At 34.4% G+C, this 22,275-nt stretch carries 27 protein-coding genes and 2 pseudogenes; 21 read left to right on the top strand and 8 right to left on the bottom strand.

The window, feature by feature from the left end; translation table 11 throughout:
- Window positions 1-153: 153 nt before the first annotated feature.
- Both MKX37_RS16740 and aiiA read left to right on the top strand, forming a co-directional pair.
- A complete protein-coding gene (locus tag MKX37_RS16740) occupies window positions 154-366 on the top strand; it encodes a hypothetical protein (RefSeq protein WP_002128386.1) in 213 nt (70 codons plus the stop codon).
- Between the two features lie 136 nt (window positions 367-502).
- Window positions 503-1,255: a quorum-quenching N-acyl homoserine lactonase AiiA gene (aiiA, locus tag MKX37_RS16735; protein ID WP_002167900.1), complete on the top strand. Its 753-nt coding sequence runs from the start codon at window positions 503-505 to the stop codon at window positions 1,253-1,255.
- Window positions 1,256-1,296: 41 nt separating this feature from the next.
- On the opposite strand, the gene MKX37_RS16730 is transcribed toward aiiA, so the two are convergent.
- The 3 genes from MKX37_RS16730 to MKX37_RS16720 form a co-directional block, all read right to left on the bottom strand.
- Complete coding sequence (locus MKX37_RS16730) at window positions 1,297-1,776, bottom strand: hypothetical protein (protein ID WP_002128384.1); 480 nt, start codon at window positions 1,774-1,776, stop codon at window positions 1,297-1,299.
- Between the two features lie 104 nt (window positions 1,777-1,880).
- Complete coding sequence (locus tag MKX37_RS16725) at window positions 1,881-2,345, bottom strand: DMT family transporter (protein ID WP_002014128.1); 465 nt, start codon at window positions 2,343-2,345, stop codon at window positions 1,881-1,883.
- A 13-nt stretch (window positions 2,346-2,358) separates the two neighbouring features.
- Window positions 2,359-2,781 (bottom strand): DMT family transporter, encoded by a 423-nt coding sequence (locus MKX37_RS16720; protein WP_002128381.1) that lies wholly within the window; start codon window positions 2,779-2,781, stop codon window positions 2,359-2,361.
- A 134-nt stretch (window positions 2,782-2,915) separates the two neighbouring features.
- Between MKX37_RS16720 and yeiL the strand changes: the two genes are divergently transcribed.
- The 5 genes and pseudogenes from yeiL to MKX37_RS16695 all read left to right on the top strand — a co-directional run bounded on the left by yeiL (window position 2,916) and on the right by MKX37_RS16695 (window position 5,906).
- Window positions 2,916-3,608 (top strand): transcriptional regulator YeiL, encoded by a 693-nt coding sequence (gene yeiL, locus MKX37_RS16715; protein ID WP_002033401.1) that lies wholly within the window; start codon window positions 2,916-2,918, stop codon window positions 3,606-3,608.
- Window positions 3,609-3,621: 13 nt separating this feature from the next.
- Window positions 3,622-3,975, top strand: a complete 354-nt coding sequence (locus tag MKX37_RS16710; RefSeq protein WP_002014124.1) for a glyoxalase superfamily protein — start codon at window positions 3,622-3,624, stop codon at window positions 3,973-3,975.
- 42 nt (window positions 3,976-4,017) lie between these two features.
- A pseudogene (locus MKX37_RS16705) lies at window positions 4,018-4,195 on the top strand (metallophosphoesterase family protein); the annotation flags it as partial.
- Between the two features lie 131 nt (window positions 4,196-4,326).
- Window positions 4,327-5,361 (top strand): flavin-containing monooxygenase, encoded by a 1,035-nt coding sequence (locus MKX37_RS16700; protein WP_002128378.1) that lies wholly within the window; start codon window positions 4,327-4,329, stop codon window positions 5,359-5,361.
- Between the two features lie 296 nt (window positions 5,362-5,657).
- Entirely contained in the window at window positions 5,658-5,906 is a 249-nt protein-coding gene (locus tag MKX37_RS16695) for a hypothetical protein (protein WP_002087603.1), read from the top strand.
- 48 nt (window positions 5,907-5,954) lie between these two features.
- On the opposite strand, the gene MKX37_RS16690 is transcribed toward MKX37_RS16695, so the two are convergent.
- Window positions 5,955-6,992, bottom strand: coding sequence for a serine hydrolase domain-containing protein (locus tag MKX37_RS16690; RefSeq protein WP_002185284.1), 1,038 nt, complete (start codon window positions 6,990-6,992; stop codon window positions 5,955-5,957).
- 110 nt (window positions 6,993-7,102) lie between these two features.
- Window positions 7,103-7,297, bottom strand: a complete 195-nt coding sequence (locus MKX37_RS16685) for a hypothetical protein (RefSeq protein WP_002087600.1) — start codon at window positions 7,295-7,297, stop codon at window positions 7,103-7,105.
- Between the two features lie 280 nt (window positions 7,298-7,577).
- Between MKX37_RS16685 and MKX37_RS16680 the strand changes: the two genes are divergently transcribed.
- A complete protein-coding gene (locus MKX37_RS16680) occupies window positions 7,578-7,859 on the top strand; it encodes a hypothetical protein (RefSeq protein ID WP_002128376.1) in 282 nt (93 codons plus the stop codon).
- Between the two features lie 29 nt (window positions 7,860-7,888).
- Here MKX37_RS16680 and MKX37_RS16675 read toward each other — a convergent pair whose 3' ends face one another.
- A complete protein-coding gene (locus MKX37_RS16675; protein ID WP_002190266.1) occupies window positions 7,889-8,179 on the bottom strand; it encodes a DUF3784 domain-containing protein in 291 nt (96 codons plus the stop codon).
- Between the two features lie 122 nt (window positions 8,180-8,301).
- Between MKX37_RS16675 and MKX37_RS16670 the strand changes: the two genes are divergently transcribed.
- From MKX37_RS16670 to MKX37_RS16635, 8 genes are all read left to right on the top strand, one after another.
- Window positions 8,302-8,583 (top strand): MazG nucleotide pyrophosphohydrolase domain-containing protein, encoded by a 282-nt coding sequence (locus tag MKX37_RS16670; RefSeq protein ID WP_012261329.1) that lies wholly within the window; start codon window positions 8,302-8,304, stop codon window positions 8,581-8,583.
- A 143-nt stretch (window positions 8,584-8,726) separates the two neighbouring features.
- Window positions 8,727-9,500, top strand: coding sequence for a BcII family subclass B1 metallo-beta-lactamase (gene bla2, locus MKX37_RS16665; RefSeq protein WP_002128375.1), 774 nt, complete (start codon window positions 8,727-8,729; stop codon window positions 9,498-9,500).
- 733 nt (window positions 9,501-10,233) lie between these two features.
- Complete coding sequence (gene hcp, locus MKX37_RS16660; RefSeq protein ID WP_078422449.1) at window positions 10,234-11,520, top strand: hydroxylamine reductase; 1,287 nt, start codon at window positions 10,234-10,236, stop codon at window positions 11,518-11,520.
- A gap of 582 nt (window positions 11,521-12,102) precedes the next feature.
- The gene (locus MKX37_RS16655) at window positions 12,103-12,423 is read left to right on the top strand and encodes a PadR family transcriptional regulator (RefSeq protein ID WP_002165337.1); all 321 of its coding nucleotides are present in this window, start codon (window positions 12,103-12,105) and stop codon (window positions 12,421-12,423) included.
- A gap of 75 nt (window positions 12,424-12,498) precedes the next feature.
- Complete coding sequence (locus MKX37_RS16650; protein WP_002014108.1) at window positions 12,499-12,840, top strand: DUF1048 domain-containing protein; 342 nt, start codon at window positions 12,499-12,501, stop codon at window positions 12,838-12,840.
- A 168-nt stretch (window positions 12,841-13,008) separates the two neighbouring features.
- Window positions 13,009-13,770 carry an ABC transporter ATP-binding protein gene (locus MKX37_RS16645; protein WP_002128370.1) on the top strand — a complete coding sequence of 254 codons (762 nt, stop codon included), beginning with the start codon at window positions 13,009-13,011 and terminating at the stop codon, window positions 13,768-13,770.
- Complete coding sequence (locus MKX37_RS16640) at window positions 13,771-14,520, top strand: ABC transporter permease (RefSeq protein ID WP_002014105.1); 750 nt, start codon at window positions 13,771-13,773, stop codon at window positions 14,518-14,520.
- A 1,156-nt stretch (window positions 14,521-15,676) separates the two neighbouring features.
- Window positions 15,677-16,996: an aromatic amino acid transport family protein gene (locus MKX37_RS16635; protein ID WP_002128366.1), complete on the top strand. Its 1,320-nt coding sequence runs from the start codon at window positions 15,677-15,679 to the stop codon at window positions 16,994-16,996.
- Between the two features lie 292 nt (window positions 16,997-17,288).
- Here MKX37_RS16635 and MKX37_RS16630 read toward each other — a convergent pair whose 3' ends face one another.
- Window positions 17,289-18,251 (bottom strand): helix-turn-helix transcriptional regulator, encoded by a 963-nt coding sequence (locus tag MKX37_RS16630; protein WP_078203378.1) that lies wholly within the window; start codon window positions 18,249-18,251, stop codon window positions 17,289-17,291.
- Between the two features lie 110 nt (window positions 18,252-18,361).
- On the opposite strand from MKX37_RS16630, the gene MKX37_RS16625 reads away from it, so the two are divergent.
- From MKX37_RS16625 to MKX37_RS16615, 3 genes are all read left to right on the top strand, one after another.
- Entirely contained in the window at window positions 18,362-18,841 is a 480-nt protein-coding gene (locus tag MKX37_RS16625) for a GyrI-like domain-containing protein (RefSeq protein ID WP_002167907.1), read from the top strand.
- Window positions 18,828-19,337: a hypothetical protein gene (locus tag MKX37_RS16620; protein WP_002185291.1), complete on the top strand. Its 510-nt coding sequence runs from the start codon at window positions 18,828-18,830 to the stop codon at window positions 19,335-19,337. Before MKX37_RS16625 ends, MKX37_RS16620 begins: the two co-directional genes overlap by 14 nt.
- 165 nt (window positions 19,338-19,502) lie before the next feature.
- Window positions 19,503-19,760, top strand: a complete 258-nt coding sequence (locus tag MKX37_RS16615) for a DUF3963 domain-containing protein (protein WP_002128363.1) — start codon at window positions 19,503-19,505, stop codon at window positions 19,758-19,760.
- Window positions 19,761-19,875: 115 nt separating this feature from the next.
- On the opposite strand, the gene MKX37_RS16610 is transcribed toward MKX37_RS16615, so the two are convergent.
- Window positions 19,876-20,634: an NAD-dependent epimerase/dehydratase family protein gene (locus MKX37_RS16610; RefSeq protein ID WP_078422448.1), complete on the bottom strand. Its 759-nt coding sequence runs from the start codon at window positions 20,632-20,634 to the stop codon at window positions 19,876-19,878.
- Between the two features lie 142 nt (window positions 20,635-20,776).
- Here MKX37_RS16610 and MKX37_RS16605 point away from each other — a divergent pair, with 142 nt between their 5' ends.
- Window positions 20,777-21,664 (top strand): LysR substrate-binding domain-containing protein, encoded by an 888-nt coding sequence (locus MKX37_RS16605; protein ID WP_002128361.1) that lies wholly within the window; start codon window positions 20,777-20,779, stop codon window positions 21,662-21,664.
- A gap of 147 nt (window positions 21,665-21,811) precedes the next feature.
- A pseudogene (locus tag MKX37_RS16600) lies at window positions 21,812-22,055 on the top strand (GNAT family N-acetyltransferase); the annotation flags it as partial.
- Window positions 22,056-22,275: the final 220 nt, after the last annotated feature.

Here is a 22,275-nt window from a genome sequence, read left to right as displayed (position 1 = left end):
ATTAAAGTAAGAGTCTTTTTCTCTTTTATTATAGATGCAGAAAGGTTGTTATGTAAAAAAGTACACTCATTTTTATACTGTCATTGGATTGGTTTTAAAATTCTGACAAATGATATGCAATTAGTATAAAAAATAATGCGAGGTGAATGACTAATGACAGCGAAACTAAGAAAAAGTGATTATGTAATCGTAATGGCAATTATTATAATGTATTCGTTAATTGGTCACGTATTAAATTTAGATATCTTAAAAGTGATGGCTATTCAACAAAATGGAGTTAGTATTAGTTTTGTAGGTATTGCTATATGTTATATCACAGCTAGGTTATTGTTTTTTGCTATTCGGAAATTAAAAAATGATGAGTAATACTGTAATGAAGAATGTGTGAACAACCTAAAAATAATAGTTGAAACAATGGAAGAAGAGAAGGAGTTTATTTCTAGTAGGAAGAATTTTTTACTGTATTGTTTTATCCAAAACTAAATGAAAAGGTGGATACATAATGACAGTAAAGAAGCTTTATTTCGTCCCAGCAGGTCGTTGTATGTTGGATCATTCGTCTGTTAATAGTACGCTCACACCGGGGGATTTATTGAACTTACCTGTATGGTGCTATTTATTGGAGACAGAAGAGGGGCCTATTTTAGTAGATACAGGTATGCCAGAAAGTGCGGTTAATAACGAAGATCTTTTTAACGGTACATTTGTTGAAGGACAGATTTTACCAAAAATGACTGAAGAAGATAGAATCGTAAATATTTTAAAACGCGTTGGATATGAACCGGAAGATCTTCTGTATATTATTAGTTCTCACTTACATTTTGATCATGCAGGAGGAAATGGTGCTTTTACAAATACACCGATTATTGTGCAGCGTGCTGAATACGAGGCGGCACAATATAGTGAAGAATATATGAAAGAATGTATATTGCCGAATTTGAAATACAAGATCATTGAAGGGGATTATGAAGTCGTACCAGGAGTTCAATTATTGTATACACCAGGACATACTCCGGGGCATCAGTCGCTATTAATTGAGACAGAAAAATCCGGTCCTGTGTTATTAACGATTGATGCATCTTATACGAAAGAAAATTTTGAAGATGAAGTGCCGTTCGCTGGATTTGATTCGGAATTAGCTTTATCTTCAATTAAACGTTTAAAAGAAGTTGTTAGGAAAGAGAACCCAATTGTTTTCTTTGGACATGATATAGAGCAGGAAAAGAGTTGTAAAGTGTTCCCTGAATATATATAAATAGAAAAAGTCATGGGCCTAGTAGCTCATGACTTTTTCTATTAAATAACCTTTTTAAATAAGTTATATACTTTTTTTGAATTACCTTCATTTAATTGATAATAAGTAAGGTCTACGTCATCAGGAGTGTTTTGATGGGCAATCATAACTTCACTACTGTTGTTATCTACTATCCAAATTAAATATTGTTTATAAGTTCCATCTTGGAAAGTAATCCACATGTTACAATCTACTAAATCAGAACCTTCTTCATCTAGCGTTAAATCGCCTTTTTTTGCTGTATCCATACTGTTAATGAATGTTTTTAATTCATCTGTTTTTGTAAGGAAGATAGATTTTTTTGTCTTAAGCGACTCTACATGTATATCTTTTATTTCCTGCTTTCCTAAAAAAACAGGAGGTGCATTTGGGTCTCTTTGAGTTGAAATAATAGTAGCTTTCTTCTTTGGTTTACTTGCTGTATAGAGATCTTGAATAGATTTTCCAGAGTTTAAAAACCATACGGTTCCAAAAACAATCAATGCGCTACCTATCAATAAAATGATTTTCTTAATAGGGTATTCTCCTCTCTATGGCTTCATGTGAAGAGCTTTTCTATTAATATATGATAGGTAAGCGTAAAGTATTATAGTTGAACGTGGTTATGCTTCACGGTTTTTATAGGGCGATCAACGAGTAAATTGTAAGTGAGCCCTATTAATACGAGAATTCCACCGATAATTTTTCCGGTTGATAGTTCGTGTGACAGGAAGAAATCGATGATAGTCCCCGTAAACAATTGTCCGATAAAGATGAGTAATGTTAAATAAAATGCTGATATTTTAGGAGTAATATAGTTTGATAATGAGATGACGATAACGCCTACTAATCCGCCTAAGTATACAGCGATAGGTATGGATTGTAACGTATGACTAGAAATATACAACGAATCTGAACTGAAAATTAAAAATAACATGGAGAAAAATAATCCAGTAATATAATTGAAAAATGTGCCTTCCCAATTTCCAATTTCCTTTGCTAAATTCGCGTTAATAATTCTAGCAACAACGATAGAAACACCAGCTAAAATAGCGATACAAATATATAACATTTTCTTGCCTCCATTAATAAATTGTCATGACTATAATTCCAGAAGAGATGAATAATAATCCAATTAATTTTTTCTTATCAAACTTCGAAACTTTCATTCCTAATAAACCAAAATGATCAATAACTATGGAAGCGATGGATTGACCAAGTAAGCTTAATGCAATCGTAATAGAGGCACCAAGAGCAGAGAAACTTATATTATTAAAAAGAACAGTGAATACTCCAATTGCCCCAGCGCTATATAAAAAAAGTGGAATACCTTTATCAAAATGGATTTTATTTTTGTTAAGGATTAAAACGAAAATAACTGCTATTAAACCGACAAGATGAATGACAACACTCGCTGTATAATTACCGATTATTTCAGATAAAATCCCATTCAATGGGAGCATAATGGCAATAAGGACACCAATAAAGACAGAAAGAAAGTTATACAATGTAATATCCCCTTTTTATATTTCATATTTGTAATGACTGTATCATGCTGAAATTGTGTATTACTATGACATATGTCATAGTGAAAGAAGAAAATTTTGTTTACAATTGGGATGAGTTGTAAAGGTGGGGGACTATGAAGAAAGTATGTAATTCTAATAAATTAGCAGAGTATATGAAACAAAATAATATTGATTCATTTTTTAGTAGTGATATGAAACCATATATGGAACTTATATTTTTTAAAAAGAATGAGTTCATTTGCAGAGAAAACGAAGAGATAGATTATTTATATTTCTTTGTTGAAGGAAAAGCGAAAGCGTTTAACACATTAAGTAACGGGAAATCTGTATTATTATGTTTTTATGACAGTTTGCAGTTGCTAGGAGATGTAGAGTTAATTCACTCTCAAAGAATCAATTCAAACGTACAAGTTATGGCAGACTCATATTGTGTTGGGCTACCTTTAGGGAAAGTGAGAAACCAATTATTTCATGATGCGAAATTTTTAAGATGTATTTGCGGTTCTTTAGCCCATAAATTAAATCGACTTTCAAAAAATAGTACAATTAATTTACTGTATCCACTTGAAAATCGACTTGCGAGTTACATGTTAGCAGCAGGGGAACGGGCGGTTCAGCACGGAAATAGAATTGTGTTTAGTGGGAATTTAACGGAAATAGCTGAATTGTTAGGGACGAGTTATCGGCATTTATTACGTACATTAAATGTTTTTTGTGATAAAGAAATTATAAAGAAAAATAATGGTTGCTTTGAAGTGATGAATGTAGATGTTTTGCGGGAATTGGCGGCGGATGTTTATAAATAGGAGGGTATTATAAATGATTACACCTATATTTAGAATTTTTGATATTGAAAAGGCTCAGTTATTTTACTTGAATTTTTTAGGGTTTAAACTGGATTGGGAACATCGGTATGAGGAAAATATGCCATTATATATGCAAATTTCGTTAAATGATACTGTAATACATCTATCTGAACATCATGGGGATGCTTCACCAGGCGGTGCAATTCGTGTGAAAATAGAGGATTTAAAAAGTTATTATGCTATTTTATCAAGTAAAGATTATGCGTATTCAAAACCTGATATAGAGAGAACACCTTGGGATACAATTGAATTAACTGTGATTGATCCGTTCTCAAATAGAATTACATTTTATGAGGAAAGGGTTTAGAAATTGAGGTGTTATAAATAATTTATCAAAGTAGGGGTTACAATGAAGAGAAAAATAGCGATGATTTCAGATATTAATGGGAATAGTCACGCTTTAAAGGCGGTATTAAAAGATATTCGAAATGATAATAAATTTAGGTGATAGTGTGTATGGGCCGTTAGATCCTTTGGGGACAATTGAAATATTAATGAGTAACGAGATGATACATATTAAGGGGAGTTTACTTTATAGTGAACTGCTCTTTTTTATTTTGGATAGATATTGAATTATAAAAAAATAAAATGTTATGATTATGGAAACGTATGAACATATGAACATGTATTCATGTGTTTGTGAGAAGGAGGAATTGGAATGAAAGATATAATTATCGTTGGAGCTGGTCAAGCTGGATTAACAATGGGATACTACTTGAAGCAGGAAGGATATAGTTTCTTATTACTTGAGGCGGGAAACCGAATTGGCGATTCTTGGAGAGACCGCTATGATTCTTTGCAGCTCTTCACACCAAGGGAATATAGTAGTTTACCAGGTATGATATTAAAAGGAGAAGGGAGTGGATTTCCATGTAAAGATGAAATTGCAATTTATTTAGAAGAATATGCAAGGTATTTTCAATTGCCGGTACAATTACAGACTCAAGTTTTAAAAATAAGAAAAGAGAAAGAAATATTTGAATTACACACTCCTACAGAAATTTTACAATCGAAAAAAGTTATTATCGCATCAGGTGGTTTTCAGCAACCATTCATCCCCTCATTTTCACAACATCTTTCATCACATATTTTTCAAATACATTCATCACAATATAAATCACCATTACAAATTCCAAAGGGAAAAGTACTTGTAGTAGGTGGTGGGAATTCAGGCATGCAAATAGCAGTAGAACTTGCAAAAACTCATGAAGTTACAATGGCTATAAGTCATCCGTTAACCTTTTTACCGTTATATCTTTTTAGAAAAAGCATTTTTAATTGGTTAGAAAAAATGGGTTTATTGTATGCCGAAATACATACAAAGAGAGGAAGGTGGTTTCAGAAGCGAAAGGATCCCATTTTTGGTTTTGAAGGTAAGGAACTTATTCGTAGTGGAGCAATAAAACTACAGGGAAAAGTGGTAAGTGCATCAGGAAATAATATTATGTTTCAGAATGGTGGCACGTATAGTGCACAAAGTATTATATGGTCCACTGGTTTTGTTCAAGATTATAAATGGATTGAAATAGAAAAGGCAGTGAATATGAATGGATTGCCTAATCATACAAAGGGAATGAGTCCAGTAAGAGGATTGTATTATATTGGACTGCCGTGGCAATCTCAAAGGGGTTCTGCGCTTATTTGTGGTGTAGGAAAGGATGCGGTGTATTTGCTTTCTGAAATCAAAAAATAGATCAGTAGCAACAGCTACTGATCATCCATATGTACATGAATTAGGAGAGGTCAAACATTTCAAACGTTTATTAGCTTTAGTATAATAGATTTTCATGAAATAAAAAACTGAAAATTATAATTTTTTGTTGAGAAAGTTTTTTGTATCGAAATATATAAAAAAACGGGGATTTCTATTGAAAGAAAATATGATATTTATATTTTAGTAAATTATGATATAGTCTATATAAGATTCTTTTCCTTAAATTAGGTTTTTTGTATAGTAATTACATTCGTAGTTGGAAAGGGGAAAAAATTGTGAAGTTTGATGATCAACGTCTACTAGGAATACGATTAGGTTCTGTACTCATAACAGAAGAAAATCAATATTTAGTAATTAAGAAGAAAGATCATTATGCACTATTAAACATACATAATTTAGAATGCACACATGTCGAAGTGCAGTTAGAGCATATTGAAGAACTGCTGCATGAAGATTTCCAAGAAAGTATAACTGAAATTATCGCACCAGAACATATTAAAATTGTGGTGAAAAATGTTATATAAAGAAAGAAGCTGGGAGAATCAGCTTCTTTCTTTGTTTTACTTCGTTAATTATAAGGATAACATTTTTAAAATCTCACCAATAATCCCATCCTTTTGATGAACACCTAAATCCGAGTTCGTTATAATAACAGCGCCATTACCTCGGTATGGATTACATACCATCATACATTGAAATCCAACACCCCAGCCAAGTGAATGAATTTGTAAGTCTTCATTAGAATACTCTAGAAAAACACCTAACCCAGTCCATTTGGTGCATCCTTGAGGAGAAATCATATCTTGTACTGTTTTTTGAGAAAGTTCCAGTTTGCTATTTCCCTGTAAGGACTGAATGATTTCAATAATTAAAGTTGATAAGTCAGTTGGTGTTGTCCAAATGCCTGAAGCAGCTGCGAATGGATAAAATGGATACTTCTCATTTGTAACGGTGCCATCTTTATTATGTCCACAAGCAAATGTATCTAATTTATTTATATCTTCAGTAGGGAATACCGTACTATTCTTCAGTTGAAGTGGTTGAAAGATATATTCTTCAAGTAAAAGGTTGAATCGTTTTCCAGTTATATTTTCAAGTAGTAGTTCGATAATACAAAAATTTGCGTCAGAGTAGTGGAATTGGCTTTCTGGTGCATAAGTTACTTCTATAGGTACTGGGCAATATAATGTTTTACCAGCAAGGAGCTTAGGGATTTTAGGTATTCCTTGCACTAGCTTATAATGTTCAAAACTATTGGGAGGATCAATGATTCCAGATTGGTGACTTAATAAGTTTCGCAGCGTGACTTTTTTCTGTGAAGTAAATAGATTGGTAGGGATGTTCCAAGATGTGAGTTTATCATTTACGTCTTCATCTAAATATACGATTCCTTGATCTGATAACGTTAGTACAAGCATTGAAGTGATGAATTTGCTAATAGAACAAGAATTGAATATGGAATCCGTAGTGACAGTTCTAGTTGTTCCAGATTCAAGTGTTCCGAAAGCAGTAGCTTCATCAAGTTTACCGTCACGTATAACGGCAAAGCTTAACCCTGCAACAGAATATTGGTTCATTTTCTCATATATATTGTTACTTTTTAAGTTCATAGTGACTCCTTTCTTTTAAAAACAGAATATTAACTTTATTATACAGTAGTAAATAGAGAGAAAAGGAAAACACTTCATCTTTTATCGATGAAGTGTTTTCTTAGTTTAAGTTAATTCGAAGTAAATGCTTTGAAAAATTTATCTCTGTACATGTACATAAGCCATGAGGCTGTTATAAAGGAAATAAAGATTTGTTTGTTTTTAATTGGTGCATTGAAAACAAGCCAACCAACTATATCAAATAACAAATGTAGTGCAATTGAAAGAACTACAAATTGTAGTAACGTCTTAAAAAATCTCTTCATAAAGTGTCCCCTAAAATAAAAGGTTTTATCCCGCATTAACGGGCAGTAAAACTCCCACCTCAAAATTCGACTGGGGCAAAGAAGTTAGGTGGGAGTCGGGCTGCCCGTAAACACCCGATTGGTGAAGACTAATAATCAGTGGGGGACGAACAAAACCCCCACTGATTAAAGTTTCACTTTATCAACAATGTTGTATATTACTATTATACATTAAATGTGTCCTGTGGTAAAATTTACATAAATTACTTAAATAAAACAATGCTAGTGAGGAGGAACAGTCTTGGAATTTTGGATTGTCATACCGATAGCGGCCTTTGGATTTATGTATCTCGCTGAAAAATTAAATAAAATCGAAAAGAAAACAGATACGCGTTTAAAGAGGATGGAAGATAGATTACAATTAATTTCGAAAGAAATGGGAATTGTAGATAGAGAACCTGAAATTAATAAAGAATTACGCCAGCTTGTGGAAGAAGGAAAAACAGTTACAGCAATTAAGAGAGTAAGAGAGGCTTTTGGATTTTCATTGTTAGAAGCGAAGCAATATGTTGATAAGTTATAAAAAAGATCATCCAATTGGATGGTCTTTTTTTACTGAACCATACGTGTATTTACATAAGCAGCGATTATAACGTGGCCAATAATAATGATGGGAAATATAATTTTAACATTAGGAGTAATGAAGACACTGCCAATTGTGGCAATAACACCAGCAATTAAATTATAAAGACCAACTATTTTTGATAACTTCACTTTGTCAGGTACACGGCGTTCATTGAATCCTGATAAGAGCCAAGTGTATTGTTTTACTCCGATGAAATAAGCTAGTGCAAATGAAATGATGGCTAGTATGAATAATGATGGCGAAGCGAAGAGAGTCATTGAGAACACCTCCGTTAAAGGGCTATAAATAAATTATAGTATGAATGTTATAATTTAACAAAATACATTTTTGATTTTAAGTTTATTAAAAATGAGATATTTACGATGAAGGGAGATTACATATGAATATTTCGGAATTCCAGCAATATGTATCGAGTTTCAGTAAAGAAAAAGGATTTCAAGATACAACAATTGAAGAGCGTACGATGTATGCGATGGCGGAATTAGGTGAATTAGCGGAAGTTATATTAAAGCGTGATAAAATACAAGATTCGAAAAGAGAGATTGGTTTAGAAATGTTTGATGTAATTTGGAATGTATGTGATTTAGCAAACAAGTTAGAAATTGATTTAGAGAAGGCGTTTGAAGAAAAAATGATGATTAATAAAAAACGTGAATGGTAAAAGGAAGGTTAAAAAGCGCACAAAATTTTGTGCGCTTTTTATTAATGGTATGAAAAATATGTAAAAAAAGATGGAACAAACATTTGAGACGAATTGTATAATATAGGAAATAACTATTTAGTTTGAAAGAAAGGGTGGAGAAAATGAAAAAGAATATATTATTAAAAGTAGGGGTATGTGTTAGTTTACTAGGAACAATTCAATTTGTTAGCACAATTTCTTCTGTGAAAGCGGAACAAAAGCTAGAGCAAAAAGTAATAAAGAATGAGACAGGAACTATTTCAATTTCTCAGTTAAACAAAAATGTATGGGTTCATACTGAGTTAGGTTATTTTAATGGAGTAGCAGTTCCTTCGAACGGTCTAGTTCTTAACACTTCTAAAGGGTTAGTGCTTGTCGATTCTTCTTGGGATGATAAGTTAACGAAGGAACTAATAGAGATGGTAGAAAAGAAATTTCAGAAGCGCGTAACGGATGTCATTATTACACATGCGCATGCTGATCGAATTGGCGGGATAAAAACGTTGAAAGAAAGAGGCATTAAAGCGCATAGTACAGCATTAACTGCGGAACTAGCAAAGAAAAATGGATATGAAGAGCCACTTGGAGACTTACAAACAATTACGAATATGAAGTTTGGAAATATAAAAGTAGAAACGTTCTATCCAGGGAAAGGGCATACAGAAGATAATATTGTCGTATGGTTACCGCAATACAACATTTTAGCTGGAGGCTGTTTAGTGAAATCTGCGGAAGCTAAAGATTTAGGGAATGTTGCTGATGCATATGTAAATGAATGGTCGATATCGATTGAGAATGTATTGAACCGATATGGAAATACGAATTCAGTAGTACCTGGTCATGGTGATATAGGTGATAAAGGATTGCTTTTACATACACTGAATTTGTTGAAATAAGAAACAAGAAATAAAGTAATAATGAAGCGAATTGTAGATTTAAGAAATTTTTGGAATACAAAAGAGAGGAGAAAACTATTTCCTCCTCTTTTTCTTTTAACTATATTGAAATGCCGAAGCTATTGATTACGCCTAAATATGTTACTGAGATTTTAATTCTAAATATACAAATACCAGTACCGTCATAATTGCTATAACAACGTAAGTAACATCAAGCATTATAAGTGTCTTTAAAGTTTCAGTCATCCTAATTCACCCCTGTTATAAAAATATAACATGACCTCTTATCAATTAAATAAGAGATCATAAAGATAACAATGTACATGAAATTTCTTAAGTAGTTTCTATATAAATATATCATATAAATAATGTAAAAAATGTTAAGATGGTGTAAATGTATTGTAAATAAAGAGGTTTCCTATAAAATCTTTAATCAAAAAATTGATAGTTCTTCAAAATGAAAAAACGCTATTCTTTCTGTTGAATGATAGAATAGCGTTTTTGTATGCTTATTAGTTGCTAATAGTTCTCTAAATCAATTATCTAGCTATTTGAAAGCATCAACAAAGTTGTCCATTTTTCTGTATGTTTTTTTGATGTCAATAAAAATATTATGTCAACAATATGAACTGGCACAAATTTATATATATTATTGTGATTGATATCACATCCCTTTTTCTCAATGAGTATTATGCTTAATTTGTAACGAATGATTGGGAGAGGGTGGGATGATATGTTTTGTTATCAATGTGAACAAACGCCAACAGGCGGATGTAAAGTGATGGGTGTTTGTGGTAAGAATGAAACAATTGCAAGTTTACAAGATACGATTGTGTTCGGATTAAAAGGAATAGCGGCTTATCGTACGCATGCTGCGCAGCTAGGGTATACAGATGCATTTGTAGATGCTACAACTCAAGAAGCGCTATATATGACATTAACAAATTCTAACTTTAATGAACAAGAACATATTGATATGGCTATGAAAGTAGGGAAATCGGCTTTACGAGTAATGGAGTTATTAGATGAGGCACATACGAATCACTTTGGTGTTCCGGAGCCTGTTCAAATTACGCAGAACCATGTAGAAGGTAAGGCAATTGTAGTTACTGGTCATAATTTATTTGCATTAGAAGAGTTATTAAAGCAAACAGAAGGAAAAGAAATTAATATTTATACGCATTCTGAAATGCTACCAGCACACGGATATCCACAACTGAAAAAATATAAACATTTAAAAGGAAACATCGGTAAGGCATGGTATGATCAACGACGCCTTTTCGAAAAATTTACAGGTGCCATATTAGCTACAACGAACTGTGTTATGCCAATTAAAGGATCATACTCTGATCGATTCTTTTCATATGATATTGCAGGTTTAGAGGGTGTACAAAAAATTGAAAATGATGATTTTGCACCATTGATTCAAAAAGCGCTTGAACTTCCAGAAGTACATATGGAGTCGGATGAGCAGTTAGTAACAGGGTTTCATCATAATACAGTATTATCATTAGCTCCGGAAATTATTAATGCAGTAAAAGAAGGAAAGATTAAGCGTTTCTTTGTCATCGCAGGTTGTGATGCTCCGGGAAAAGGCGGAGAATATTATCGTGAATTAGCAACGTCGCTTCCGCCAGAAACGGTTATTTTAACAACTTCTTGCGGGAAATTCCGCTTTAATGATGTGAGTTATGGTGTTGTACCTGGTACGGAGATTCCGCGTTACATTGATTTAGGACAATGCAATGATTCAATTTCTACAGTGAAAATAGCGGCCGCTTTAGCAGATGCTTTCCAATGTGAAGTGAATGAATTGCCAGTAAGTATTGTCTTATCATGGTTTGAACAAAAAGCGGTTGCTATTTTACTTGGGCTATTTAGCCTTGGTATTCAAGATATTCGCATTGGTCCAAAGGCACCTGAATTTATTTCACCTGGTGTGCTTGATGTATTACAAGAGACATTCGGTTTAAAACTAATTACAACCGCAGCAGAAGATATGAATATGATGTTATCGTAACAAAAAGGATGTCCTATATGTAGAGTTGACTTTATAAAGAGTTTGTATGTATTCGCAAGCTCATGTATTAGATGCACAGGTGCATTAGTAGAAGAACAAAAGAATGATCCGTCTTTTTAATAAGGAGAGCTATCTACATTCATTAACTTCGGAATATTATAACGCCCAAAATAAAAATGCGGAATTTTTGTTTTGGGTATTTCCTTTTCTTAGCTGGATAGGTATGTGGTGAGATTTCTTAAGAAGAAAATAGGCAGTATCCAATAGATAATAGCGGATTTAAGAAAAAATTTAAAAATCGAGTTGACATTCCATCTACATAGTCATACAATGTAGTGGTAATGAGTAATACTGAATAGCGTAGTTTTTAAAAATATATTCAGTATCCAATAGGCAAAAGCGGATTTAAGAAAAAATTTAAAAATCGAGTTGACATCCCATCTACTTAGTCATACAATGTAGTTGTGATAAGTAATACTGAATAGTGAGGTTTCTCAAAAGCTATTCAGTAAAAATTAGCCTTAGTACTCTGTGATACTGAATATAAGTCAGACAGAATAGGGGGTAAAGGAGGATCAGAATATGGAAAATTTAACTGAAATGTTGAAAGGTTCGCTGGAAGGATGTGTTCTGGAAATCATTAGCCGCCGTGAAACTTATGGCTATGAGATTACCCGCCACCTTAATGAGCTTGGGTTTACTGAAGTCGTGGAAGGAACGGTCTATACCATCCTTGTGCGATTAGAGAAGAAAAAACTTGTGAATATTGAAAAGAAACCGTCAGACATGGGGCCGCCTCGCAAGTTTTATTCACTAAATGAGGATGGCCGTCAGGAGCTTGAATCATTTTGGAGAAAATGGGATTTTGTATCATCAAAAATTAACGTCTTGAAGTCAAACTAGCCTCATAAGATTAAATATTCGGCCGATATTTTGGGAGTTTCTTGTTCTGCTTTATAAAAAAGGAGGAAAAATAATATGTTGGAAATGTTCAAAAAATTAATTGGTGATAAAAAAGAGTACAAAATGATGATGGCACGTGTTGGAGCTCTGCCAGAGGACTATCAGTTTGTGTTTAAGAAAATTCAAAACTACATGTGGAATTTCTCAGCTGGTAACGGGATGGATATGCTACACATACAGTATGAACTAATCGATTTGTTTGAAGCCGGTGCGGCGGAAGGCAGACAAGTGCTAGAAATCACTGGGGAGGACGTGGCATCCTTTGCTGACGAACTAGTGGCAAACGCTAAAACTTATGTTTCCAAGTATCGTGAAGATTTGAATGAAAGTATCATGAAGCAATTGAGAAAAAAATAAATGCAACAGGTAATACCGACTGATTAGCTGGTTACAAATGTGAATTGACGCCATTGCTATTCAGTTATATTTTTAAATCAGTACTAAGTAATACAGATTATCAGTAATACTAAATAGAGGGTGTAGGCAGTCTATCTTTACAAAACATTTTTTAAGGAGGAAAAAAGCATGACCAATACAGCGATTTCTGTAAAAGGATTAAAAAAATCCTTTAAAGATAAGGAAGTGTTAAAAGGGGTAGATTTTGAAGTGCAGCGTGGCTCCATTTTCGCACTGCTGGGCTCAAATGGAGCGGGCAAGACGACGATAGTCAATATCCTCTCGACGCTGATGAAGCAAGATGGCGGCGAAGTAGGTATTTGTGGTTTTGACGTTCAGCGTCAACCGGATCATGTTCGTCAAAGTATCAGTCTGACAGGGCAGTTTGCAGCTTTAGACGGAATGCTCACGGGGAGAGAAAACTTGATAATGATTGCCAATTTGCGTGGAGTTTCTAGTCCTGCTCAAGTCGCTGATAATTTGCTTGCAAGATTTAGCCTGACTGATGCAGCCAACCAGAGGGCAGACCAGTATTCAGGTGGGATGAAGCGCCGGCTTGACATCGCGATGAGTTTGATTGGGGCGCCAGCAGTCATTTTTCTCGATGAACCGACGACAGGGCTTGACCCTGAAGCGCGTATTGAAGTGTGGGATACAGTCAAGGAACTTGCCGGCGGCGGCACGACTATCTTGCTCACGACCCAGTACCTCGAGGAAGCCGAACAACTGGCGGACCGTATCGCTATCTTGCATGGCGGGAAAATTATCACGACTGGTACTCTTACAGAACTTAAAGAGATGTTCCCGCCAACAAAAGTGGAGTATATCGAGAAGCAGCCGACATTGGAAGAAATTTTCCTTGCGATCATTGGCAAAAAGGAGGAGATGTAAATGAAGAGCAAAACAGGGGTATTATTAGGGCGTTTAATGCGCAACATTATGCGCAGTCCGGATACAATTATTACGGTAGCGATTACGCCGATTATGATGATGCTGTTGTTTGTCTACGTATTTGGCGGCGCCATAAAGACAGGAACGGATAACTACGTCAATTATTTATTGCCGGGAATCTTGCTGATGGCTATCGCATCCGGTGTCGCTTACACTTCCGTACGGTTGTTTACGGATGTAAAGAGCGGGCTGATGGCACGTTTCATTACTATGCCTATCAAGCGTTCGTCGGTATTATGGGCTCACGTATTAACATCACTTGTTGCTAATGTGCTTACTATCGTGGTGGTTATCCTTGTTGCGCTCTTAATGGGCTTCCGTTCCAGTGCTAATATTCTGGATTGGCTCGCGGTAGCTGGAATACTCGGGATGTTTACGCTGGCGCTGACATGGTTGGCTATCATTCCTGGGTTGACAGCGAAGTCTATGGAAGGGGCGACAGCCTACTCGTACCCACTAATTTTTCTGCCCTTTATTAGTTCGGCCTTTGTTCCTACTGAAACTATGCCAAAAATTGTTCGTGCGTTCGCTGAAAACCAGCCTGTGACTTCAATCGTGAATGCGATTCGTGCCCTCTTATATGAAGGGACTGTTGGCAACGATATTTGGATTGCACTTGCTTGGTGTGTGGGCATTATGGTTATCGCTTACTTCTTCGCCGGCAAAGCATTTAAACGTCAGTTAGGGTAACACCACCAGTTCGGTGCACAATGGCAACTAAATCTTCTGGAATAATATATATATGGGAAAATGGATTTAAATCACATTAATCTTAGTTATTGCTATAATTGTTAGTATTCTTACTGGTTATGCAGTTGGTACGTAAGTAGGCTCAGACGTTGAGAAAAAGCAGACTGAGAGAGTTAAAAGGGAAGAGATAATATTTTGACCTCAATTCTAATTGCCATATAATAAATGCAATTTTTATACATGAAAAGCCCACCTATTTCCGTAGGTGGGCTATATCTTTACTACACAATTCGAAAGGATACTCTCTTTTTCTGAATATGTAATTATCCATATTTAGAAAAAACTACACTTAATAAATATTACATATAGTAAATGGAAACTTATGGTGTAATTCTTTTAACAGGCTTAACATGATAACCATTATATAAGGTGCGTAGGCTCCTTTGAAAAAGTTCTTCTTTTCTGAAAAATGAATATTGATTCGTTATATGTAATAAAAATTCATGATAATAATTTTATGTTTTCTAAATTTATTCCTTTACATCAATGTGTATTATTTATTACAACAGCTTTCATGTCAAAGATAAGATGTGAAAGCAAAGGGAAATATAAGTATCTTTATAACGAGTTCCTAATATAATCAATGTGTTAACGAAAGGAACTCTGTATTATGTTTGCTTTTCTATTAACTAATACAGCTTCAAAAAATAGACACAATTGTTACATACCAATTGTAATTTATTATCTATTCATAATTCTGTTTATTCTGTCTTTCTAAAAATAAAAAAATATTAGACTCGCAAATATAAACGTTATAATGAGGGCGTCGAGAGGTAACCGATTACCTACGAAGAAAATATCAAACATTTTAAAATTGGACAGACTGAAACGATTAATTACAGAAAGGTGTGTGACCAGAAGGGGAATTTCTTCAAAATAGTTTAGTAGCAGCGGACATCGTATTAGCTGGTGTAAACAATATCATCAATGGAAGTATAGGGTTGGAGGATAAATGCCTCGCACATTAAGAGAGACAGCTTTAGGTGGAATCGTTTACAATATGGCGCATCTAGTAAGCGGTTCATTTTTTAAGAATGGTCTATATTCTTAAGCCTAAAAAGAGACGTAAGAATAGGATACAAGGGGGATTTATTATATGAATGGGAATACTGCAAAAAAAATAGAATTTCAAGCTGAAAATAATGCAGTGAAAAATGAGAACTATCTAGATCCTAAAAAGTGGCATAAACAAGATACTACTTGGGCATTGAGCCTTTTTGGAACAGCAATTGGAGCAGGAGTACTCTTTTTACCTATTAATGCAGGTTCAGGTGGTTTATTATCATTACTGTTAATTACGATACTTGCATTTCCTGTTATGTATTACTCACATAGGGCGCTTGCTAAAATGATATACGCTTCTAATTCTGCTGATCAGGGGATTACAGGTACAATTAGAGAGTATTTCGGAAATAAGGCAAGTATCATTTTTAACATCGTATATTTCGGCTCAATTTATACAATCGTACTGATGTATTCGGTTGCGCTTACAAATACTGCAAGTAGTTTTATCGTGCATCAATTGCACATGCCGGAGCCTCCAAGGGCCATTTTATCGCTTGTATTAGTGCTTGGTCTTATCGCTATACTAAATTTTGGTCAAGATATTACTGTAAAGATCATGAGTATGCTAGTGTATCCTTTCATAGCTTCTTTACTTTTTATCGCAATATCTTTGATCCCGCAGTGGAATACGTCAATGCTTAGCTTTTCAAGTGTTTCTACTGCTTCAACAGGAACAGGATATTTTGGAACGATATTGATGATACTACCAATCATCGTATTCTCATTTAATCATTCACCTATGATTTCATCATTCGTTGTGAAACAGAGAGCTACGTATGGAATAGAAGCTACTGATGCCAAATGTGCACAAATACAAAAGGTTTGTTATATCATGACATTTGTGGTTGTTATGTTCTTCGTCTGGAGCAGTACATTGAGTTTGACTCCAGAGGATCTTAAAATGGCAAAAGAGCAGAACTTATCGATCCTTTCATATCTTGCTAATGAGCTTAATTCGCCTGTAATCACTATTGCAGCTCCTATCATTGCTTTTGTGGCTATTACAAAGTCTTTCCTTGGCCATTATATAGGGGCATATGAGGTAATGCGTGACGTAATTATCAAGTTTGGAAAAACACGCGGAAAAGCTATCGAAGAAAAAACAGTTAAGACAATGATTCTTTCTTTTGTCGTATTAACATGCTGGTATGTTGCTTATGCAAATCCAAGTATTCTTGGAATCATTGATTCCCTTAGCGGTCCGTTAGTTGCTGCTATCTTATGTCTATTACCAATGTATGCGATTCGTAAAGTACCAGTACTAGCTAAATACAGAGGAAAAATGAGCAATGTGTTTGTCATTGTTGTAGGTATACTTACTGTCCTAGCAAGTATTAAGTCATTATTCTAATTCGTTATTGTTAGTTCAAGTGCTAAAATAGTGGGATATGAATAAAGAATGAAAGAGATTATGGATAAGATAAATCCACATTCGAATTTTAAACAAGTAATTTAATGAGGGTTAAACTCTAATATAAAAAGACATGAACAAAGATTAGTTCATGTCTTTTTTGTGTTGGCGTTATTCTTAGAAGAGCGTTTAAAGTAGCGGTAGTAAATAAAATGTTTTTACTAGGTATTTGAATAGAAGTAACTGGCATCTAGTCAAACTCAATATTATTTTGGGTTTAACTGGTCACTGCTTATGGGCAGTATAAACATAATCTCTCTTTTAAACCTTCTAACACTTCTTCAGGCACTTCCTTGATTTTGATATCTTTACCTAGGAAAAGTAGCCAATTTGTTATTTCTGTTAATTCATCGAGATTGTTAACATTGATAAAAGTCTTTAGAATGGCTGTGGATTGGTAAGGATTAGTATAGGAAATAGAAATTTTTATAGGATGGTATTTTTTGAACTGGGCAATCGCTTTTGGACCAAGTTCAAGTACAAGGTTGATTGCCTCGTCCTTCTTACTTAGTTTTTCTAAAATTTTTTTCTTACTTAATCTCTTTTTCGTCGTATAGGGTTCGACATTGATGAGATGATCGACAGGGAGCATCTTCTTTTTTTCTTCTTTTATGTCAAAGCCTTCAATTATCCAATGGCTTTTTTCTTGATAAAGGTGTAGTAGATAAATTGGATAAGACATGGTTTCTTCCTCTTCTTTTACGGTAATCAATAAATGACTATCCAAAAGAAGGATTTGGATGAGTTTTTCTAACATAGGATGGGGGAGGTCAGAAAGCTCAAGTAGGTCAGGATTATGAGGGTTAGTCCCTTCAAAAAGCAAGATTTGATTTAAAAGAACAAGGTCATCCTGCTGGATTTCTGAGATGAGTCCTAGTAATTTTTCGGCTAAAGACTGACGACTCTTTAGATAGGGAAGTTGTTGATTTCTTGTGGCCATAAAGGCAATAAAAAGAGCTTTGACCTCATTATCAGTAAAGCGAACAACGGGCAGGATAGAGTTATGCATGACAAAATATCCTCCATCCCTGCCAACTTCAGCGACGAGCGGCATCCCCATGGCTTCAATTTCTCTAATGTCTCTAATAGCTGTCGATCGTGAGATGTTAAATTCTCGTATGATTTCAGAAATTGTAAAGTGGGAGCGGTTGTTAATATAGCGCATGATCGTATTAATCCGTTCAACTTTTTTCATGTTGGTCTCCTAAACAGTATCATTTTTTGACATGATTTAAAGATATTATAAACTCATCAAGTGAAAAGATAAATCGCTTGATTAATTTAAAAGTGAGGAAGGTTTTAAATATGAAAAATTATACAATAGAAGAAAAAGATAGCTTTATCGTGTTAGGTATTGGAACTGAACTTAAGAGCCACTATACAGACTTTGCGGGCATAAACAAGGAAAAGGCAGACTTTTGGCTGGCCGTCGAACAAGATGGAAGGTTGGACACTTTAAAAGCTTTAGCTACAAATGATTACATTTTTTCTGTGAGTGAAGCGGTGAATAACAAGATGATGTATTACGCTGGTGTCATGACAGAGGCAACGATACAAGAAGAATCTAGAGTTATCCAGTTTCCGAGGGGAGAATACCTAGTAGTTAAAGGGGAAGGCAATACAGCTGAGGAGCTAAGTAATAAGCTTACTGGTATTGCATTTGGTCAAGCATTAGCAGAAGAAAAAGATTTTGCCTATGTTGGTGGGCCAAATACAACAGTTGAGATGGGGCAGCGAAACGGCTTAGTATTTGGTGAAATATGGATTCCAGTTGTTAGGAAGTAAAGTATTAAAAGGAGAGATGGAATTGTCCGATATCGTTGATTTTAAAAACGTAACTACAGCTGGCATGGAGTCTTCACCTGTAGCAGAAGCACTTGCTGGTTTACGTGCCCATGAAGCACGTTACTTTATGAATAAATACAAGCATGAATTTACGGTTGTACCAGCTAGTGAAAGCGAGAAGACTCTTGATTATGTGAACCGCATTTTGAAAGAAGAACGTGATATTGAGTTTGCGGCAAAACCTTTAGAAACATCGTGTTTTCAAGTGGAAAATATTAAATTTGCCTATGTCTTCTATGAGGATGGTCTTGCAGTCAACGTCATGTATACGTTGGATAACCCAAAGAAGCGGGCCGTTGGATTTAAGCTTTCTGAGGGAATGGAGATACCAACGGAGTTAGTAGAGAAGTTTAAGTTTGCTAGACAGAAGTCTAAACTTGCTGGAACAATTCGAGGTTCGTTTTTTGTAATAAAAGGAGAATATAGTGTAAGTTGAAGAATCATTCATTTGTTATATTGAGTTATTTTTTAAAAGGCGCGATTAAGGCTAACAATCTTAAATTGTTAGCCTTTTTTTACATAAGTATAATATTCATAGTCTGCTACACACTACGTTCAGATAAAATAGAACGAAAGGAAATTACTGTAGGGTGGTGGTGGCGTGAGCAAAAAAAGGCTATTTGAGTTATTCTTAGTAACTTTTGCTTTACTATTCCTTCATGTAAGCACATTTACTAATGAAAAATTGAATGATAAATTTGGTAACTTTACCTTCTTTGTTGTATTTCTCATGTTTTATATCAACGTTGCATTTATAGAACGGTATTTTGATGATATACAAAAGTGGATTCGAAATATCACATTTCTTCTTGCCTTGTTAGTAGTAACTTTAATATCACTATGGATAGGTTACTTTTAAAGCCTTATGATTAAGGAAATTTTGTTTTGTTATCTTTCCTTAACAACAAACAAGACGCCAACCAGATCATGGTAGCGCCTACTATAATATAATCTCTTTTCTAGATATGCCTTTATCAAGCATCAAAAAACTTAATACCACTTAGTACAAAAGCATCAGAACTTGGGCTATAACCAACTAACTTTCTTGTTCCTTCAATATCAATTCGTTTAAACCTGTTGTTAGATACACCATGTAAAATTGAAAATGGAGGTAAGTTCTTTGCCGTCATCGACTTTAAGAGAAGGTCCATAAAATCTTCTGGGCTTAAGTATGCACTCATATCTCTAGCTGTTAGTGGTTTACCATATGGATTATAATTATCATATGCACCTATACGAATAGCAAGACTTTGTAACCCTTCTTCATAAGCAAAATAAGAAGCAACAGCCTCTGCAAAACACTTACTTACCCCGTACATATTTTCGGGCCTCGTGGGTGAATAAGCATGTGGTTGATAATCCAAAGGATAGCCTTCAATTGTTTGAGCACTGGAAGCAACTATCACTTTGGATACATTATTATCACTAGCAGCTCTAAAAATATTATAGGTTCCCTTTATATGATTTTCTAATAAGGAGCCATAAAAATCAGCATTTGGTGAAGGATTACCTGCCAAGTGTATAACTATATCTATACCTTTCGTAAATTCTTGACAAGCAGCTAAATCAGAAACATCTAAATATATGATTTCGTGATTTGTATCTTTAAAAGTTTCTAAAGCAGATAAGTTAATATCTGCTAGCCGTAACTGGTAATTCCCTTGCTTATCTAGGAATCTTGTAACATCTTGGCCAATCTTACCTGCAGCACCTGTAACTAAAATTTTTTGCATTTCACTTCATCCTTCCATAAAAAATACATCCCTTGTCAAGGGTCATATAATAGAGCATGCACTTATTGTATGTTGGTAATGGCATTAAATAAAACGAAGAAATATAATGGAGACATGAATAAAATTCATGAGGAGGACCATAGTGACTTTAACAAAATATGAAATATTTAACAAAGTGGCAGAACTCAATAGTTTTACAAAAGCTGCAGAAGTGTTAGGTTTCACCCAATCTGCTGTAAGTCATGCAATTAGCAGTTTGGAAAAAGAGTTTTCCTTTCCTTTATTTATTCGTAATCACTCTACTTTAACATTGACCAAAAATGCAGAGGAGCTTTTAATTACCGTTCGGAAAATTTTATACTATAACAACATGCTGAAGCAGGAAGTAGCCGCTATCAATGGGTTCCAAAAAGGAACAGTAAGAGTGGGGGTTTTTTCGAGTATTTCTAAAAACTGGATTCCTGGTATTCTTAAAAAAATGGAGGGAAAGTTTCCAAATATTGAAATCGAATTACTGGAAGGAAACTATGCTGAAGTTGAGAATTGGTTACAAAACGGGAGATTAGATTGTGGATTTATTAATAATGATACTTACTTTGAATCCTTTGAAAAATCCTTTGAAATCGTACAATTGAAGAGGGATCGACTTTTATGTGTTGTATCTAACCAATCCCCATTATGTAAGGAAAACCAAGTATCAATGCAACAAATAGAAAATGTACCTTTTATTATGCCAACATATCAGTGTTATGATGATATTCAAAAAATATTTAGGGAGAATAAAGTTAGCCCCAATATTCGATTCGAAAATATGAATGAATACTCAGTGATCTCCATGGTGGAGAATAATCTAGGAATTAGTATATTGCCAGAAATGATTATACCGACATCAAAAATTTCTTTTGCAGCAATTCCACTTGAAAGTGATAGCTATCGAACTATTGGATTAGCTATAAGAAAACCAACCTCACTCGCGACTAAGAAATTTTCTGAGATTACTAAAAGGTGGGTATCATTTGAATCAATTTAATTTTGCCAAAATCTGAGTTATTTAAACTGATATGGTTCTTCTTGAACGGAGCAGATTAATTCAATAAGCAATGAGAAAAAGTTATATATTATGTGTCGATGTAGAACTATAATATACAAAAATCAGGAGGTGATTATATAGTAATATATAAATTGTACGACAGAACACCCTAATAACTTTGACTAATTACTAAACCTATATGAATCTTTATGATGGAATTCACTTAAATTAACAAGTAATGATTTGGAACGAATGTGCAATCAAAGTTGATACGCCATACACATTTGATGAAAAATAATTAGTGGGTATGGGACGTGTTATTTCAGATGGTGTAATTACTGGAGTAGTTTGGGGAATATGCGTTCTATCAATCTATCTGTCCGAAGGAATCGCCGCCATGTACAAATCGCGCTGGGCAATTGAATCATTTTTCCGCTGGATTTAGCTGAATTTGAACGTTCCCGTATTGTTTGGCACAATATCCAATGCGTTGTTCAATCAGTTATTCACAGCTATAATTGCCTATGCTTTGCTGAAATTTCTTCGTGCACAAGGCCAAAAGACAAAATAAACGCTTGTCATTTGCAGGTTTCACACGCCTGTTTCTTTGT

The organism is Bacillus sp. FSL R5-0709 (assembly GCF_038004785.1).
Lineage (GTDB): Bacteria > Bacillota > Bacilli > Bacillales > Bacillaceae_G > Bacillus_A > Bacillus_A mycoides.
The sequence above is the reverse complement of the archived record's forward strand: the minus strand, read 5'-3'. Positions and strand labels throughout refer to the sequence as shown.